Raw genomic sequence first — 15,538 nt, 5'->3', positions numbered from 1 at the left:
TTCGCCACGGGCGACACTGCACCGACCCTTTGCCAACAGAACGCGAGACCCCGCAATGGACCTGCCCGCCCACCAGCTCACGATGACCGTCCTGATGACGCCCGACACCGCGAACTTCTCGGGCAAGGTGCATGGCGGCGCCATCCTCAAGCTGCTCGACCAGGTGGCCTACGCCTGCGCCGCGCGCTACGCCGGCCACTACGTCGTCACGCTGAGCGTCGACCAGGTGATGTTCCGTCAGCCGATCCAGGTCGGCGAGCTGGTCACCTTCCTCGCCTCGGTGAACCACACCGGCAACTCGTCGATGGAGGTCGGCATCAAGGTCATCGCCGAGGACATCCGCGGCAAGGTCGTGCGCCACGTCAATAGCTGCTTCTTCACCATGATCGCGGTCGACGACGAAGGCCGACCGACCAAGGTACCGGCGCTGACACCGCAGACCCCGGACGAACGCCGCCGCTTCGCCGAAGCCGAACTGCGCCGCGCGATGCGGCGCGAGATGGAGCGCAAGTTCGCCGAGGTGGGCGGCGGGGAATGAGGGGCGGCGGTCTTGGCGACCGCCTGGTATTGCGCAGCCCCGAGGCCATGCCCGGGAACTGCCAGCAGCGCCACATGCACTTGCACACAGCATGTGCCGAGAAAGGTACCGAAAACCGATGCACCATGCGCCCCGGACGTGGGCGCAAGCTCACACCGTGACGTCGACGATCTGACCCGGCGGATTGGCAGGCGCGGTCTGGGTAGCGGCCGCGGGGGTGTAGGTTTCGACCGTCTCGACGACCGGCTGCGCGGGCGGCTGGGGCGCAGCCACCCTTGCCGCGCGATCGACCGTGGCCGAGACGGTGCCGGCTGTCCGGTCCATGCCCTTGACCGACTCCACCGCCTGCTTGCCCATTTCGGCGCGCGTGCGCGCCTGGCCGGCCTGGCCCTGCAGGTCTTCGGCGCGGCGCTGGGCGGAATCCGCTTCCTTGCGCGCGCTCGTTGCCTCGGCGGCGAGCGCGGCAGCCTTGGCCTCAAGCTGCTGGGCGCTGCGTTCGGCCTGCTGGCGCGCGAGCTGTCCGCCGATGTAGGCGGCGGCTGCACTGGTGGAACCGATACCCTGGATCGCCATGACGATCAGCCCTCAGGTGGCCGGAACATCCTCGATGCGACTCAGGTGCGCAGCACGCCCGGCTCGCGCTGGCCCGGCGCCGTGGGCTGCTCGGGCTGGCTCGGGCGGGCGGCAGCGTTGGCGCCGACCTGCGACATGGCCTCGTAAGAAGCCAGCGCGCGCTGAGCCGAGTAGTTGTTGCGCACGTCGCCGTTGGCTGCAGCGGCGCGGGCCTGTTCGACCGCGCGCGCCTCGACCGTGCCGTTGTCCGGGCTGGGAGCGGCCTGCGCCGCAGCTTCGCCACGCGCGGCGGCGCTCAGGGTGACCACGGCGCTGGGCTGCGCGGCCTCGGAGGTCGCGTCGCGCGCGGCGGTCTCGTTGGCGCGCGCCGCCTCCTCCTGCTGCTGGGCGGCCTGCGTCTGGCGCACGTCCGCCGACCGCATCAGGTCGCGGGAAACGGGGTTCATCCCGGAAGAAATGGCATCCATGGTGCTTGCCTCGTTGAGCGTTGCGGCAGCTGCTCGAGGACCTTGCCGTTCGACTGCCGTCCGGGTCTCCCCGGCACGCGGACTTCCTCGAGACTCCTGGACCCGATGTTCTCACGAACCCGCCCGGACGATCCGCGAAAGATGTCACGGTGACCGCGCACGCGCCCCCGAAACGGCGAGGCCGGCGCCCCCTGCCCGGGAGAGCCGGCCTCGTGCGTCACCCGGCGGGGTCGATCAGGCCGCCAGCGCGCGCCCGATCACCAGCTTCTGGATGTCACTCGCGCCTTCGTAGATCTGGCACACGCGCACATCGCGGTAGATGCGCTCGACCGGGAAGTCGGTGACGTAGCCGTAGCCGCCGTGCACCTGGATGGCGTCCGAGCACACGCGCTCGGCCATCTCGGAGGCGAAGAGCTTGGCCATCGAGGCTTCCTTGAGGCAGGGGCGGCCGGCATCCTTGAGGCTGGCGGCGTGCCACACCAGCTGGCGCGCGGCTTCAAGCTGAGTCGCCATGTCGGCGAGGCGGAAGTTCACCGCCTGGTGCTCGAAGATCGGCTTGCCGAAGCTCTCGCGCTCCTGCGCGTACTTGACCGCCGCCTCCAGCGCGGCGCGCGCCATGCCCAGGCACTGCGCGGCGATGCCGATGCGTCCGGCCTCGAGGTTGGACAGCGCGATCTTGTAGCCCTCGCCTTCGGCACCGATCACCGAGTCGGCCGGGATGCGGCAGTTCTCGAACAGAATCTGCGTGGTGTCGGAGGCCTTCTGGCCCATCTTCTCCTCGATGTGGCCGACCTGGTAGCCGGGCGCGCTCGCGGGCACCAGGAAGCAGGTGATGCCCTTCTTGCCGGCGGCCTTGTCGGTGACCGCGAACACGATGGCGACGTCGGCGTGCTTGCCGGTGGTGATGAACTGCTTCACGCCGTTCAACACCCACTCGTTGCCGTCGCGCACGGCGCTCGTGCGGATGGCGGAGGCGTCCGAACCCACGTGCGGCTCGGTGAGGCAGAAGCAGCCGAGCTTCTCGCCGCGGGCGAGCGGCTTGAGCCAGGCTTCCTTCTGCGCGTCGGTGCCGAAGCGATTGATGATGCCGCAGGGCAGCGAGTTCTGCACGCTGACGATGGTCGAGGTGGCGCCGTCACCGGCGGCGATCTCTTCCAACGTCAGCACCAGGCTCATGTAGTCCATGCCGGCGCCGCCCCACTCCTCGGGCACCACCATGCCGAGCGCGCCGAGTTCGGCGAGTTCGTTCAACGCTTCGCGCGGGAAGGTGTGGTTGCGGTCCCATTCGGCGGCGAAGGGGGCCAGGCGCTCCTGCGCGAAGGCGCGCATCGAGTCGCGGATGAGTTCCTGTTCCTGGGTCAGAATCATGTGTATCGCTCCTTAGCCGCAGGCCACCGACGAATCGACCTCGATCGCCATCGCCGTGGCTTCGCCGCCGCCGATGCACAGGCTGGCGACGCCGCGCTTGAGGCCGCGCTTGCGCAGCGCGCCGATCAGGGTGATCAGGATGCGCGCGCCCGATGCACCGATCGGGTGGCCGAGCGAGCAGGCGCCGCCGTTTACGTTGACCTTGTCATGCGGCAGCTTCATCTCGTGCATCGCCGCCATGGTGACGACCGCGAAGGCTTCGTTGATCTCCCACAGATCGACGTCGTCGGCGTGCCAGCCGGCCTTGGCCAGCACCTTCTGCATCGCGCCCACCGGAGCGGTGGTGAACCATTGCGGCTCCTGGGCGTGGGTGGCGTGGCCGACGATGGTCGCGACCGGCTTCAGGCCGAGCTTGTCGGCGGTGGACTTGCGCATCAGCACGAGCGCGGCGGCGCCATCGGAGATGGAACTCGAGTTGGCCGGGGTGACGGTGCCGTCCTTCTTGAACGCCGGCTTGAGGCCGGGGATCTTGTCGATCTGCGCCTTCAGCGGCTGCTCGTCCTTGTCAACCACGACATCGCCCTTGCGGCCCGACACGGTGACCGGGACCACCTCCCAGGTGAAGTCGCCGTTGTTGATCGCGGCCTGCGCGCGCGTCGTCGACGCGATCGCGAACGCATCCTGGGCCTCGCGGGTGAAATCGAAGTGGCTGGCGCAGTCCTCGGCGAAGGTGCCCATCAGGCGGCCCTTGTTCTCCCTGGAGTAGCTGTCCTCGAGGCCGTCGAGGAACATGTGGTCGAACATCTGGCCGTGGCCGAGGCGATAGCCGGCGCGCGCCTTGGGCAGCAGGTAGGGCGCGTTGGACATCGACTCCATGCCGCCGGCGACCATGACCTCGTTGCTGCCGGCGAGGATGAGGTCGTGCGCCAGCATGGTGGCCTTCATGCCCGAGCCGCACACCTTGTTGATGGTCGTGCAGCCGGCCGACAGCGGCAGGCCGGCGCCGAGGGCGGCCTGGCGGGCGGGCGCCTGGCCGAGGCCGGCGGGCAAGACGCAACCCATGATCACTTCCTGCACCTGTTCGGGCGAGAGACGGGCGCGCTCGACCGCCGCCTTGATGGCGACTGCACCGAGCTGCGGCGTGGTCAGGCTGGACAGGTCACCCTGAAAGCCGCCGAGCGGCGTACGGGCGACGGAAACGATGACGACGGGGTCGGACATGAAGCTCTCCTGTTGCATGCGTGATTAAGCGGTGCGCTCAGTTGCCGAGCGCTTCGAGGGCCGCGGCATAGCGCGGCATGAGATCGTCCGGGCGGCTGACATTCACGCCCAGATCGCGGATGAGACCGTCCTTGAGGCCGTAGATCCAGCCATGCACGGTCAGGTTCTGGCCGCGCCGCCAGGCATCCTGCACGACCACGGTCTGCGCCACGTTGGCCACCTGCTCGATGACGTTGAGTTCGCACAGGCGATCGTGGCGCAGCTCGGACGGCAGGTTGTCGAGCGACTGCACATGGCGCAGGTGCACGTCCTGCACGTGGCGCAGCCAGAGGTCGACCAGGCCGACGCGGGCGCGCTCGAGCGCTGCCTTGACGCCGCCGCAGCCGTAGTGGCCGACCACCATGATGTGCTTGACCTTCAGCACATCGACCGCGTACTGGATGACCGCCAGCGCGTTGAGATCGGTATGCACGATGACGTTGGCCACGTTGCGATGCACGAAGACCTCGCCCGGCAGCAGGCCGACGATCTGGTTGGCCGGCACGCGCGAGTCGGAGCAGCCGATCCACAGGTATTCCGGGCTCTGCAGGTGCGACAGCTTCTCGAAGAAGCCGGGGTCGATCTGCTGCATCTGACGCGACCACGCCAGGTTGTAGTCGAAGAGGTGGAAGAGGTTCTCGTTGTTGACCTCGTCCTCGGACCAGTTCTCCAGATCGAGCGTGAGGAAGATCGTGCCCTCGACCGGCGACGGGTAGTAGGCGGGCGCTTCCTTGAAGCCGAGCTCGCGGTAGAGCTTCACCGCGATGCGCATCGCCGGGACGGTGTCGAGCAGGATGCGGCGGTAGCCGAGCGCGCGCGCGGCCTTGATCGCCTCCAGCGCCAGCTTGCGGCCGACGCCCTGGCCACGGGCGGCAGGGTCGACATAGAGACGCTTCATCTCACACACGCCTTCGGAAAAGCGGCGGATGCCGACGCAGCCTGCCGGCTGGCCGCCGATCTCGGCGTAGAACAGGCGGCCGTCGGCTTCGCCGTAGGCTCCGGGCAGGTTGGCGACCTCGTCGGCGAAGCCCTGGTAGCTCAGGTCGACGCCGAGCCAGGCGGCGTAGTTGCGGAAGAACTGGCGGACCTGCTCCAGTTCCTTGGTGTCGGATGCGGACAATGGGCGCAGTGTCGTCATGGGCCGGCTCAACGTTGGATGGATGCGGGAGGGGGCATGGCGGCGCGCGCAGCTCAGCCCTCGCGCTCCTTCTTGCCGTGCATGGCCATGATGGTCTGCTGCATGATCGCGCACAAGGTCCATTGCTCGTCGCGGATCGCGTACACGTCGGCCCGGGTGACGATCAGCGTGCGCCCCGGGCGCACCACCTCGCCACGCGCCACCAGGCGCTGGCCGTCGGCGGGGGCGACGAGGTTCATCTTGTACTCGACGGTGAGCACGCTGGCATCGGCGGGCGTGAGGGTGTTGGCCGCGTAGCCGGCCGCCGAGTCGGCGATCATGCCCACCACCCCGCCGTGGATGAAGCCGTGTTGCTGGGTGATCTCGGGCTTGTGCGGCAGATGGATCTCGACGTAGCCGGGCTCGAGCAACGCGAGCTCCGCGCCGATGAGGCTCATCGCCTGCTGCAGGCCAAAACTCGCCCGCACGCGTTCGGCGTAGCCCGGGTCGCGGGGCTGGAACTGCGGCATCTCGGATCGCATCGTCGGACCTCCTCGTGGCACGGCTGGTGTTGATTTAACGTTTACGTCAACGTAAACTGAGCCCCGAAAAAAGGCAAGCCTCGCCGCGTCACCCCACGCTGGCGCGGTCGATGCGGCGGGCGAGTTCGGCCCGGGCTTCGGCGGCGCCTTCGGCGTTGTCGCCGAGCAGGGCCTGGCACTGGCGCTCGAGCATGTCGATCTCCTCGAGCACGGCCTGGATGTCGCGGCGTTGCTGCTCCATGGCAGCGCGCCGCACGGCGAGCACGTTGAGGAAGCGCTGCAGCTGCGGTGCGGAGTTGCGCACGCCGCCGTACATGTCGAGCAGCTCGCGGATCTCGGCGAGCGAGAGGCCCAGGCGCTTGCCGCGCAGCGTGAGCTTGAGTCGGGTGCGGTCGGCCTTGGTGTAGACGCGAGCGCGCCCGGCGCGAGCGGGGGTCAGCAAGCCCTGATCCTCGTAGAAGCGGATGGCGCGCGGGGTGATGTCGAATTCGCGAGCGAGTTCGGTAATGGTGTAGGTTTCTTCGTTGGACATGCTCGGTCGCCGCCCCCGGCCGCCGGCACAATGCCGTATCACCGGACGCAATTCATTGTTTTATTTACTGATAACTCGAAAATCGGACGGAAGTTAAGCAGATTCCCGGGTTTTGGGCAATGCGATCCTCGCCCCGCCCGCTCCGCCCCCGACTCAGGACAACACATGAGCGCACCCCCCAGCCCCTCGCACCCTGCCCTTCACTACCCCATCGAGGCCCTGCCCGAGCACGCGCACACCGTCGAGGTCGCGCCCGGCGTGCGCTGGGTGCGCATGCGCCTGCCCTTCGCGCTCGACCACATCAACCTCTGGCTGCTGGACGACGGCGACCGCGTCGTGGTCATCGACTGCGGCTACGCCACCGCCGACACGCGCGCCGCCTGGGAGGCCGTGCTCGCCGCCGACGGCCGCCCGCTGTCGCGCATCATCGTCACCCACCACCATCCCGACCACATCGGCCTCGCCACCTGGCTGGCCGCCCGCGACGGCGCCCCGATCCACATGACGCAGGGCGAATTCTTCGCCGCGCAGGCGGTGTGGAATCAGCTTCCGGGCTACTGCATCCCCGACATGCTCGACCAGTTCCGCCGCCACGGCCTGGACGACAGCCGCCACGACGCCCTCGCCACCCGCGGCAACGCCTACCGCCTCGGCGCCCCCGAGGTACCCGCGCGCTACCACCGCCTGTTCGCCGGCGACGAGGTGCGCATCGGCACCCACGACTGGCGCATCATCGTCGGCTTCGGCCACGCGCCCGAGCACGCCAGCCTGTACTGCGCCGCGCTCGGCGTGCTCATCTCGGGCGACATGCTGCTGCCGCGCATCTCGACCAACGTCAGCGTTTACGCCGCAACGCCCAATGATGATCCACTGGGATGGTTTCTGCGCTCCTTGCGGGATTTGTGCAACATTCCCGACGACACGCTCGTGCTACCATCCCACGGCAAACCTTTCAAGGGTATTCGATCAAGAGTGGATCAATTGGTCGAGCATCATCGCGAGCGCTGCGAGGTGCTGCTGGCTGCCTGCCACACGCCGAGCACTGCGTCCGAGTTGTTGCCGACGCTTTTTCCACGCGCGCTCGATACCCACCAGGTCATGTTCGCAATGGGGGAGGCCATCGCCCACCTCAACCACCTCGAGAGTCAGGGAGCACTGTCGAGGCAGGTCGACGCGAACGGCCTGATCCGCTTCACCCCTTGCCGATAAGCCCGCCCCGATCCAAACAACAGGAGCCCTACCCACATGGCTGCACCCAGCAACGAAACGCCCAAGTGCGATCTGCCCGACCCGCAGGAAGTCGCCAAGACCTACGCCGAAGTCGCCCGCCGCGCCTCGCACCTGATCAGCGACCACGTCCATCGCCAGCTCAAGAAGGGCGTTTCCACCCCCGCCGACGAGCTCGGCATCGCCCAGGCTTTCATGGACATGATGGCCAAGCTGCTGGCCAACCCGTACAAGCTCGCCCAGGCGCAGATGAACCTGGTGTGGGACTACTTCTCGCTGTGGCAGCACTCGATGATGCGCGTCGCCGGCCTCAGCGCCGCCCCGGTCGCCGCTCCCGAGAAGACCGACAAGCGCTTCAAGGACGAGGAATGGGAAGAGCACTTCCTGTTCGACTTCATCAAGCAGTCCTACCTCATCGCCGCCCGTCACATCCATGACACCGTCAGCGGCGTCGACGGTCTCGACGAGCAGACGCAGAAGAAGGTCACCTTCTACACCCGCCAGTACATCGACGCCCTGTCGCCGTCCAACTTCGCGATCACCAACCCCGAAGTCTTCCGCGAGACGGTCAAGAGCCACGGCCAGAACCTGCTCAAGGGCCTCAACAACCTGCTGCGCGACGTCGAGGAAGGCGGCGGCAACCTGCGCGTCAAGATGACCGACACCACGGCCTTCGAGCTGGGCAAGAACGTCGCCACCACGCCGGGCAAGGTCGTGTTCCAGACCGAGATGATGCAGCTTCTGCAATACACCCCCAGCACCGACAAGGTGCTGAAGAAGCCGCTGCTGATCGTGCCGCCCTGGATCAACAAGTTCTACATCCTCGACCTGCGCGAGAAGAACTCGTACATCAAGTGGTGCGTGGACCAGGGCCACACCGTGTTCGTGATCTCCTGGGTCAACCCGGACGAGCACCTGGCTGCCAAGAGCTTCGACGCCTACGTCAAGGAAGGCGTGATCGCCGCGCTCGACGCCATCGAACAGCAGACCGGCGAGAAGGAAGTCAACGCCGCCGGCTACTGCCTGGGCGGCACGCTGCTCGCCACCACGCTCGCCTACCTCGCCGCCAAGCGCCAGAAGCGCATCGCCTCGGCCACCTTCTTCACCACCATGACCGACTTCACCGAACCCGGCGAGCTCGGCGTGTTCATCGACGAAGGCCAGGTCTCCAGCCTCGAGAAGAAGATGTTCGAGCGCGGTTACCTGGAAGGCTCGGAAATGGCCGGCACCTTCAGCATGCTGCGCTCGAACGACCTGATCTGGTCGTTCGTGGTCAGCAACTACCTGATGGGCAAGGACCCGTTCCCGTTCGACCTGCTGTACTGGAACTCGGACTCCACCCGCATGCCGGCCGCGATGCACAGCTTCTACCTGCGCAGCATGTACATGGAAAACCGCCTGGTCGAGCCGGGCGGCATCGAGATCGACGGCACCCCGATCGACCTCACCAAGATCAAGGTGCCGTGCTACTTCATCTCGGCCATCGAAGACCACATCGCGCCGTGGAAGAGCACCTACATGGGCGCCCGCCGCTTCACCGCCCCGGTGCGCTTCGTGCTGGGTGGTTCCGGCCACATCGCCGGCATCGTCAACCCGCCGGCGGCCAACAAGTACGGCTACTGGGTCAACCCGGCCGCCAAGCTGCCCGAAACCGGCGAAGCCTGGCTCGAGGGCGCCCAGCAGAACCCGGGCTCGTGGTGGACCGACTGGCAGGCCTGGGTCACCGGGCACGACGCCGCGCAGGTCGACCCGCGCGACCCCGCCAAGGGCAAGCTGAAGGCGCTGGAAGACGCGCCGGGCAGCTTCGTCAAGGCGCGTGTTGACGTCAAGGCTGCGGCTTAAGCGTTGATGGGTAGGAGCGGGGAGGGGTGACCCTCCCCGTTTTTTGCGTTAACGGGGTACTCAATGGATTGAACGGTGGGATAGTGTCGGAAATTCTTACGCCCCAGAACGGGGATGACTCAAGGGACGACCGCCCTCGCCTCGTGCTCGACACCAATACGGTGCTGGCGCTGTGGATGTTTCGCGATCCGAAGCTGGAGGCGTTGCGGGAGTGGATCGAGGCGGGAAACTGCCGGCTTTGCAGCCGCCCCGACGCCCTGGATGAGCTGCGAAGCGTGCTTGCCTACCGGCAATTCGCTCTGAATGAAGCGTCGCAACAACACATACATGCACACTTCGAGTCCCTACTGCCCCGACCGGACGACCGTCTTGAGTGGATCGCGTCAGAAAAGCTCATCTCGCTACCTCGTTGTCAGGACGCAGATGACCAGAAGTTTCTCGAGATCGCACTTTTGGACCAAGCCACCCATCTGCTAACACGCGACAAGGCCCTGCTGAAACTGGCACGTCACCGCGCGATACGAGACCGCTTCATGATCCTGACACCCGAGCGTTTCGTGTCACCACCGCCATGGAGCCGGTCGTAGCGCCTGCGCCCAAGCTGACCGGAATGCAGGGTGCAGCCACCCTCCCCATCTCGACGGTCAGACCTCCCCCCCTATCTCGAGGCTAGCGTTCAGCAAGCTGCATGACTTTCCGGCGCGCTTGTTCTCGGCACTGCGCACACGTCGATGCCGCGAGCCGAGCTTACTGCACGCGAATGACCCGGCTCCAACCCAATGTCGGATTTCTTTACACTCAATTAAGAAACGAGCGAAGTCACAAAATTTACTAACGATAAATCAGTTACTTAAAGAAATGGCACGGGAAGTGCTTGGTTGAAATCAAGCTTGGCCCGTTTCGACCAGGCCACTACACTCTCGCGGGAGACGCCATCATGAAAACTTCGTATTTGACACTCGCTGCAGCGGTCAGCCTTGCCTTCTCAACTGCAGCGCACGCCGTCCCGCAGCTGCAGCTAGATATTTTTAACGGTGAGTACAACACTACGACCGAGACGGTTGTAGCGACCACCAATCCATTCACTCTCTACACATATCTGCAAGAAAGTACCCAGAATGCCGCAGGGGACACATACGCCCTCTCCATGGCCATTACCCCGAAAACCACGATCGGCGGCGACTTTGGTTTCTTCACCTTCAAATATAACGGTGGCGCTGCAGTCACTGTTGATGTGACCGACGATATGGTGTTTGGCGTGCCGCCTCTCGAATCAGCAGCGACGCAACTCGCTGATCCGGGTGATTTACCCGATCACGACATCTTTGACACATACTTTTTTGAGTACGCCTTTAACTTCACGGGCGCAGCAACCTCCGGCGAGTACGACACGGCCGATGTCGATGACACTGGTCAGGGGCCAATTTCTCCAGCGGCCAAGAACATGCTCTACCGGGCGTTCGAGATCGACATTTCGGGACTTGATGAAACCTTGGCTCTGCACTTCGATCTCTACAACAGAAAGATCTGCACTGAGGATGATAAAGGACAATGCAAAATAGTGGACGACGTTGATGTGGCCTGGTCCGCGCCCTTCTCCCACGACGCAGAAAGCGGCGGTGATGGCGACGGTGACGATGAGACCGTTCCGGAACCGGGTAGCCTGCTGCTCATTGGCGGCGGTCTTCTTGGACTGTGGGCCTCGCGCCGCAAGTGGAACGCCGCCTGAAGGCTTTCGTCAGACGAGTCCAAATCTGATTCGAGGTTCAAACAAGCCCCCGAGATGGGGCTTGTTTCTTTTGTCGAACCATCAATCACATCGAAGTGCGCTGCAAAGCCTTGCCACCAGCCGAGCAGGGACTAAGCGGAACGCAATACGAGCAACAAATCCGTATCAACGCACGCTGACGCGACCAAGAAGTTACGCTTATCTCATCGCGCCACCGAGACCATCTTCGTACCCTTCAGCCCTGCGGAATCAAGGGCTTCGGCACGGATTTCGTGGGTACCCGCCGCAAGCTTGCGGATATTCCAGCTGTAGCTCAGAACACCGCCTGTTGCCGTGCTGACCAGTTTCCCGTCGATATAGAGTGAAAGCGTCTTGACGGAAATGTTGTCGATCGCATCGACTTTTACAGACACGCTTGTCAGCCCGGACAGCGAGGTGCCGTCAACGGGGTTTGCAATCGTCACGGACGGGGGAAGCGTGTCAGCCGTGTTCGCCACAGTGACGCTCAGCGACTTGGTCGTGAAATTGCCAGCCGCGTCGTAGGCGCGCGCCGTGAGCGTTGCAGTTCCGTCCGGCGTCTTGGTGGAGTCCCAACTGAATCCGTAGGGCGAGGAAATATCGGTCGCGAGCAGGCTGCCGTTGACCAGGAGCTCGACTCGACTCACGCCGACGTTGTCGGTGGCGCTGACGCCGACGGCCACTAGACCCGATACCGTCGCCCCGGCAGCCAGCCCGCTCACGCTGACCGTGGGCGCACTCGTATCAGAGACGGTGGCCGTTGCGGCCGCTTGTACTGCAGCGGCCGCGTTGACCCGTCCGTGACCAAAGTACTTGTCGTACCCAGCCGTTCCCAGATCGACCGCGGTCGAGAACAGCAGCTTCGTCAGATCATCGGGCCCCAGCTTCGGGTTCGCTTCCATCATCAGCGCCAGAACACCCGCGGTCGCAGGACTGGCGATGGAAGTTCCGGAAATGGACCCGTAGCCGCCCCCCCTGTTCGTCGTCCAGATCCCCGCACCCGGTGCCGCCACATCAATGTAGCTGCCGAAGCTGGACCAGCTCGCCTTCGCATCGGTGCTCGTCGTACCAGAAACCGCAATCAGCGCATCGCTGGCCGCAATGATTTCCTCCGCGCCGCTGTTACCGCCCGACACCACCAGCAGCCCACCCTTGCTCTTGAGATACTGCCCGGCGCTTTGCACCGTCGACGAACTCCGCGCACCGCCGTAGCTAATGTTCGCCAGGCGCGCGCCCTGATCGGCTGCCCAGGTCACCCCTTTCGCCATCGTGCTGAACGATGCGCTACCGGTCGTGCTCGCAATGCGACCGGGAAGAATCATCGCCCCCCCGGCAATCGACGCGACACCGGTTGCGTTATTGCTTGCCGCGGCCGCCGTACCCGCTACCTGCGTGCCGTGGCCGGTCACGTCGGTCAGATCCGAGTTCCCATCATAGAAATTCCAGCCCGGAAGGACCTTCCCGGCCAAGTCGGGATGCTTGCTGTCAATCCCCGAATCGAGGATCGCAATCGTGACACCGGCACCGGTTCCCGTAGCCCAGGCTGTCGGCGCTCCAATCTTCGGAAGATGCCACGCGTTGCCAAAGTACGGGTCGTTCGTCGTGTCCTGCGGCACGATCATGTCCCGCTCGGCAAACTTCAGATGCTTGTTGTTCTTCAGCAGCGCCTCCACCGCCTTCTCCGAGGCCTGCGGCGGGAGTTGGATCACACGCACGTTGATCCCTTCGATCTTCCCGACCTGTTTGCCGCCGTGCGGCTTGATGATCTTGTCGAACTCCGCTTCCGACAGGCCCGCACGCGGTTGCACCAGCAAGCGGCCGGGGACCCATTGCGCTTCTTCAGCGGCAACGGCTTGAGCAGGAACGAGGGCCGCACCGAGGGCGACAACCAGGGAAGCAAGTACAGGCTTGCGAAGGGAAGCGGACGTGTTCATCTGTGACTCCATGCGTTTTCCGGTTCCCGGCCCTTGGGCTCGACCTCGAGATCGCGTGGAGACACAGCAGCGCTTGTCCCTGACAGGGCAGCGTCACTTTCCTGGCAATCCCGCTGTCATGAGGCGCTAGCCTTGTAGACCGGTGATTTTGCGTCCCCGTCTTTCGACGGGTTTGCCTTTTTCAGGCCGCGGCGACTCGCACCTTGGTGACGGGCGTCGACGCGAATACTGCTTATTGGAAGACATCAAGCCAGCACGATCTGACCGATGCCTTCGCCATTCAGGATCTCAGCGTTTTCTGCGGACGACTGTTCTACCGCATTGGAGACTTGCTAGTGCACAGCCCTGAGTTGCGATAGAGACCTTTGCCCAACTGAAGATGGAAGCCCTTGCCGCATGGTGCAGGATGACCGCCTAATTTACCGTGTGACCGTGATGCTGCGCGTACCTCGATTCCCTGCCGCATCGAACGCATCGAGCGTAATCGTATGCGTTCCCGCCGCAACCTTCTTGGTGTTCCAGCGGTAGCTGAGGCTATTCCCAGTGACCGTGCTCACCAATTTGGCATCGATGTACAGGCGCATCTGAGTTACACGGACATCATCACTGGCAGACCCATTCACGCTCACCGTGCCATTTACCCGACCTCCGCCGACCGGATTGGTAATCGCGGCCACTGGTGCAACCGTATCCGCAGCCGTAGTCTTGGCACTGCTGTTGGCGACTGTGACGCTCAGCGACTTCGCCGTGAAGTTTCCAGCCGCGTCGTAGGCGCGCGCCGTGAGCGTTGCAGTTCCGTCCGGCGTCTTGGTGGAGTCCCAACTGAATCCGTAGGGCGAGGAAATATCGGTCGCGAGCAGGCTGCCGTTGACCAGGAGCTCGACTCGACTCACGCCGACGTTGTCGGTGGCGCTGACGCCGACGGCCACTAGACCCGATACCGTCGCCCCGGCAGCCAGCCCGCTCACGCTGACCGTGGGCGCACTCGTATCAGAGACGGTGGCCGTTGCGGCCGCTTGTACTGCAGCGGCCGCGTTGACCCGTCCGTGACCAAAGTACTTGTCGTACCCAGCCGTTCCCAGATCGACCGCGGTCGAGAACAGCAGCTTCGTCAGATCATCGGGCCCCAGCTTCGGGTTCGCTTCCATCATCAGCGCCAGAACACCCGCGGTCGCAGGACTGGCGATGGAAGTTCCGGAAATGGACCCGTAGCCGCCCCCCCTGTTCGTCGTCCAGATCCCCGCACCCGGTGCCGCCACATCAATGTAGCTGCCGAAGCTGGACCAGCTCGCCTTCGCATCGGTGCTCGTCGTACCAGAAACCGCAATCAGCGCATCGCTGGCCGCAATGATTTCCTCCGCGCCGCTGTTACCGCCCGACACCACCAGCAGCCCACCCTTGCTCTTGAGATACTGCCCGGCGCTTTGCACCGTCGACGAACTCCGCGCACCGCCGTAACTGATGTTCGCCAAGCGTGCCCCCTGGTCGGCCGCCCAAGTCACCCCTTTCGCCATCGTGCTGAACGATGCGCTACCGGTCGTGCTCGCAATGCGACCGGGAAGAATCATTGCCCCCCCGGCAATCGAAGCGACACCGGTTGCGTTATTGCTCGCCGCAGCCGCCGTACCGGCGACCTGTGTGCCGTGACCGGTCACGTCGGTCAGATCCGAGTTCCCATCGTAGAAATTCCAGCCCGGAAGGACCTTCCCGGCCAAGTCGGGATGCTTGCTGTCAATCCCCGAATCGAGGATCGCAATCGTGACACCGGCACCGGTACCCGTAGCCCAGGCTGTCGGCGCTCCAATCTTCGGAAGATGCCACGCGTTGCCAAAGTACGGGTCGTTGGTCGTGTCCTGCGGCACGATCCTGTCCCGTTCGGCAAACTTCAGATGCTTGTTGTTCTTCAGCAGCGCCTCCACCGCCTTCTCCGAGGCCTGCGGCGGGAGTTGGATCACACGCACGTTGATCCCTTCGATCTTCCCGACCTGCTTGCCGCCGTGCGGCTTGATGATCTTGTCGAACTCCGCTTCCGACAGGCCCGCACGCGGTTGCACCAGCAGGCGACCAGGGACCCATTGCGCTTCTTCAGCAGCAACGGCTTGAGCAGGAATGAAGGCCGCACCGAGGGCGACAACCAGGGAAGCAAGTACAGGCTTGCGAAGGGAAGCGGACGTGTTCATCTGTGACTCCATGCGTTTTCCGGTTCCCGGCCCTTGGGCTCGACCTCGAGATCGCGTGGAGACACAGCAGCGCTTGTCCCTGACAGGGCAGCGTCACTTTCCTGGCAATCCCGCTGTCATGAGGCGCTAGCCTTGTAGACCGGTGATTTTGCGTCCCCGACTTTCGACGGGTTTGCCTTTTTCAGGCCGCGGCGGTGATTCAAATCCGGCG

Annotated in this window: 14 protein-coding genes and 2 riboswitches; of the genes, 5 read left to right on the top strand and 9 right to left on the bottom strand. The window is 64.7% G+C overall.

Annotated elements, in window-relative coordinates; genetic code table 11:
- Positions 1 to 55 precede the first annotated feature (55 nt).
- A complete protein-coding gene (locus AAG895_RS03010; protein WP_345794086.1) occupies positions 56 to 538 on the top strand; it encodes an acyl-CoA thioesterase in 483 nt (160 codons plus the stop codon).
- 150 nt (positions 539 to 688) lie between these two features.
- On the opposite strand, the gene AAG895_RS03005 is transcribed toward AAG895_RS03010, so the two are convergent.
- The 7 genes from AAG895_RS03005 to AAG895_RS02975 all read right to left on the bottom strand — a co-directional run bounded on the left by AAG895_RS03005 (position 689) and on the right by AAG895_RS02975 (position 6,397).
- A complete protein-coding gene (locus AAG895_RS03005; protein WP_345794085.1) occupies positions 689 to 1,111 on the bottom strand; it encodes a hypothetical protein in 423 nt (140 codons plus the stop codon).
- Between the two features lie 41 nt (positions 1,112 to 1,152).
- Positions 1,153 to 1,578 (bottom strand): hypothetical protein, encoded by a 426-nt coding sequence (locus AAG895_RS03000; RefSeq protein ID WP_345794084.1) that lies wholly within the window; start codon positions 1,576 to 1,578, stop codon positions 1,153 to 1,155.
- 234 nt (positions 1,579 to 1,812) lie between these two features.
- Positions 1,813 to 2,946, bottom strand: a complete 1,134-nt coding sequence (locus AAG895_RS02995; RefSeq protein ID WP_345794083.1) for an acyl-CoA dehydrogenase — start codon at positions 2,944 to 2,946, stop codon at positions 1,813 to 1,815.
- A 12-nt stretch (positions 2,947 to 2,958) separates the two neighbouring features.
- A complete protein-coding gene (locus AAG895_RS02990) occupies positions 2,959 to 4,167 on the bottom strand; it encodes an acetyl-CoA C-acetyltransferase (RefSeq protein ID WP_345794082.1) in 1,209 nt (402 codons plus the stop codon).
- Between the two features lie 37 nt (positions 4,168 to 4,204).
- Positions 4,205 to 5,344 carry a carbonate dehydratase gene (can, locus tag AAG895_RS02985; RefSeq protein WP_345794081.1) on the bottom strand — a complete coding sequence of 380 codons (1,140 nt, stop codon included), beginning with the start codon at positions 5,342 to 5,344 and terminating at the stop codon, positions 4,205 to 4,207.
- Positions 5,345 to 5,397: 53 nt separating this feature from the next.
- Positions 5,398 to 5,865 carry a PaaI family thioesterase gene (locus tag AAG895_RS02980; protein ID WP_345794080.1) on the bottom strand — a complete coding sequence of 156 codons (468 nt, stop codon included), beginning with the start codon at positions 5,863 to 5,865 and terminating at the stop codon, positions 5,398 to 5,400.
- An 88-nt stretch (positions 5,866 to 5,953) separates the two neighbouring features.
- Positions 5,954 to 6,397: a MerR family DNA-binding transcriptional regulator gene (locus tag AAG895_RS02975; RefSeq protein WP_345794079.1), complete on the bottom strand. Its 444-nt coding sequence runs from the start codon at positions 6,395 to 6,397 to the stop codon at positions 5,954 to 5,956.
- Positions 6,398 to 6,562: 165 nt separating this feature from the next.
- Between AAG895_RS02975 and AAG895_RS02970 the strand changes: the two genes are divergently transcribed.
- The 4 genes from AAG895_RS02970 to AAG895_RS02955 all read left to right on the top strand — a co-directional run bounded on the left by AAG895_RS02970 (position 6,563) and on the right by AAG895_RS02955 (position 11,195).
- Positions 6,563 to 7,606 carry an MBL fold metallo-hydrolase gene (locus AAG895_RS02970; RefSeq protein WP_345794078.1) on the top strand — a complete coding sequence of 348 codons (1,044 nt, stop codon included), beginning with the start codon at positions 6,563 to 6,565 and terminating at the stop codon, positions 7,604 to 7,606.
- Positions 7,607 to 7,642: 36 nt separating this feature from the next.
- On the top strand, positions 7,643 to 9,466 hold the full coding sequence (gene phaC, locus AAG895_RS02965; RefSeq protein WP_345794077.1) for a class I poly(R)-hydroxyalkanoic acid synthase: 1,824 nt from the start codon (positions 7,643 to 7,645) through the stop codon (positions 9,464 to 9,466).
- Between the two features lie 143 nt (positions 9,467 to 9,609).
- On the top strand, positions 9,610 to 10,053 hold the full coding sequence (locus tag AAG895_RS02960) for a PIN domain-containing protein (protein ID WP_345794076.1): 444 nt from the start codon (positions 9,610 to 9,612) through the stop codon (positions 10,051 to 10,053).
- Between the two features lie 350 nt (positions 10,054 to 10,403).
- Positions 10,404 to 11,195 carry a choice-of-anchor N protein gene (locus AAG895_RS02955; protein WP_345794075.1) on the top strand — a complete coding sequence of 264 codons (792 nt, stop codon included), beginning with the start codon at positions 10,404 to 10,406 and terminating at the stop codon, positions 11,193 to 11,195.
- 203 nt (positions 11,196 to 11,398) lie between these two features.
- Here AAG895_RS02955 and AAG895_RS02950 read toward each other — a convergent pair whose 3' ends face one another.
- Complete coding sequence (locus AAG895_RS02950) at positions 11,399 to 13,147, bottom strand: S8 family serine peptidase (protein WP_345794074.1); 1,749 nt, start codon at positions 13,145 to 13,147, stop codon at positions 11,399 to 11,401.
- A 100-nt stretch (positions 13,148 to 13,247) separates the two neighbouring features.
- Positions 13,248 to 13,334: riboswitch (cyclic di-GMP riboswitch) on the bottom strand.
- Positions 13,335 to 13,566: 232 nt separating this feature from the next.
- Entirely contained in the window at positions 13,567 to 15,327 is a 1,761-nt protein-coding gene (locus AAG895_RS02945) for a S8 family serine peptidase (RefSeq protein WP_345794073.1), read from the bottom strand.
- Between the two features lie 100 nt (positions 15,328 to 15,427).
- Positions 15,428 to 15,514, bottom strand: a riboswitch (cyclic di-GMP riboswitch).
- Between the last annotated feature and the right edge of the window lie 24 nt (positions 15,515 to 15,538).

The organism is Thauera sp. JM12B12 (genome assembly GCF_039614725.1).
Lineage (GTDB): Bacteria > Pseudomonadota > Gammaproteobacteria > Burkholderiales > Rhodocyclaceae > Thauera.
This window is presented reverse-complemented; position numbering and strand designations above follow the sequence as displayed.

Bases quoted from the DNA above. Each gene is read 5' to 3' on its own strand.
- AAG895_RS03010 (WP_345794086.1), top strand. From the start codon at position 56: ATGGACCTGCCCGCCCACCAGCTCACGATGACCGTCCTGATGACGCCC.
- AAG895_RS03005 (WP_345794085.1), bottom strand. From the start codon at position 1,111: ATGGCGATCCAGGGTATCGGTTCCACCAGTGCAGCCGCCGCCTACATC.
- AAG895_RS03000 (WP_345794084.1), bottom strand. From the start codon at position 1,578: ATGGATGCCATTTCTTCCGGGATGAACCCCGTTTCCCGCGACCTGATG.
- AAG895_RS02995 (WP_345794083.1), bottom strand. From the start codon at position 2,946: ATGATTCTGACCCAGGAACAGGAACTCATCCGCGACTCGATGCGCGCC.
- AAG895_RS02990 (WP_345794082.1), bottom strand. From the start codon at position 4,167: ATGTCCGACCCCGTCGTCATCGTTTCCGTCGCCCGTACGCCGCTCGGC.
- can (WP_345794081.1), bottom strand. From the start codon at position 5,344: ATGACGACACTGCGCCCATTGTCCGCATCCGACACCAAGGAACTGGAG.
- AAG895_RS02980 (WP_345794080.1), bottom strand. From the start codon at position 5,865: ATGCGATCCGAGATGCCGCAGTTCCAGCCCCGCGACCCGGGCTACGCC.
- AAG895_RS02975 (WP_345794079.1), bottom strand. From the start codon at position 6,397: ATGTCCAACGAAGAAACCTACACCATTACCGAACTCGCTCGCGAATTC.
- AAG895_RS02970 (WP_345794078.1), top strand. From the start codon at position 6,563: ATGAGCGCACCCCCCAGCCCCTCGCACCCTGCCCTTCACTACCCCATC.
- phaC (WP_345794077.1), top strand. From the start codon at position 7,643: ATGGCTGCACCCAGCAACGAAACGCCCAAGTGCGATCTGCCCGACCCG.
- AAG895_RS02955 (WP_345794075.1), top strand. From the start codon at position 10,404: ATGAAAACTTCGTATTTGACACTCGCTGCAGCGGTCAGCCTTGCCTTC.
- AAG895_RS02950 (WP_345794074.1), bottom strand. From the start codon at position 13,147: ATGAACACGTCCGCTTCCCTTCGCAAGCCTGTACTTGCTTCCCTGGTT.
- AAG895_RS02945 (WP_345794073.1), bottom strand. From the start codon at position 15,327: ATGAACACGTCCGCTTCCCTTCGCAAGCCTGTACTTGCTTCCCTGGTT.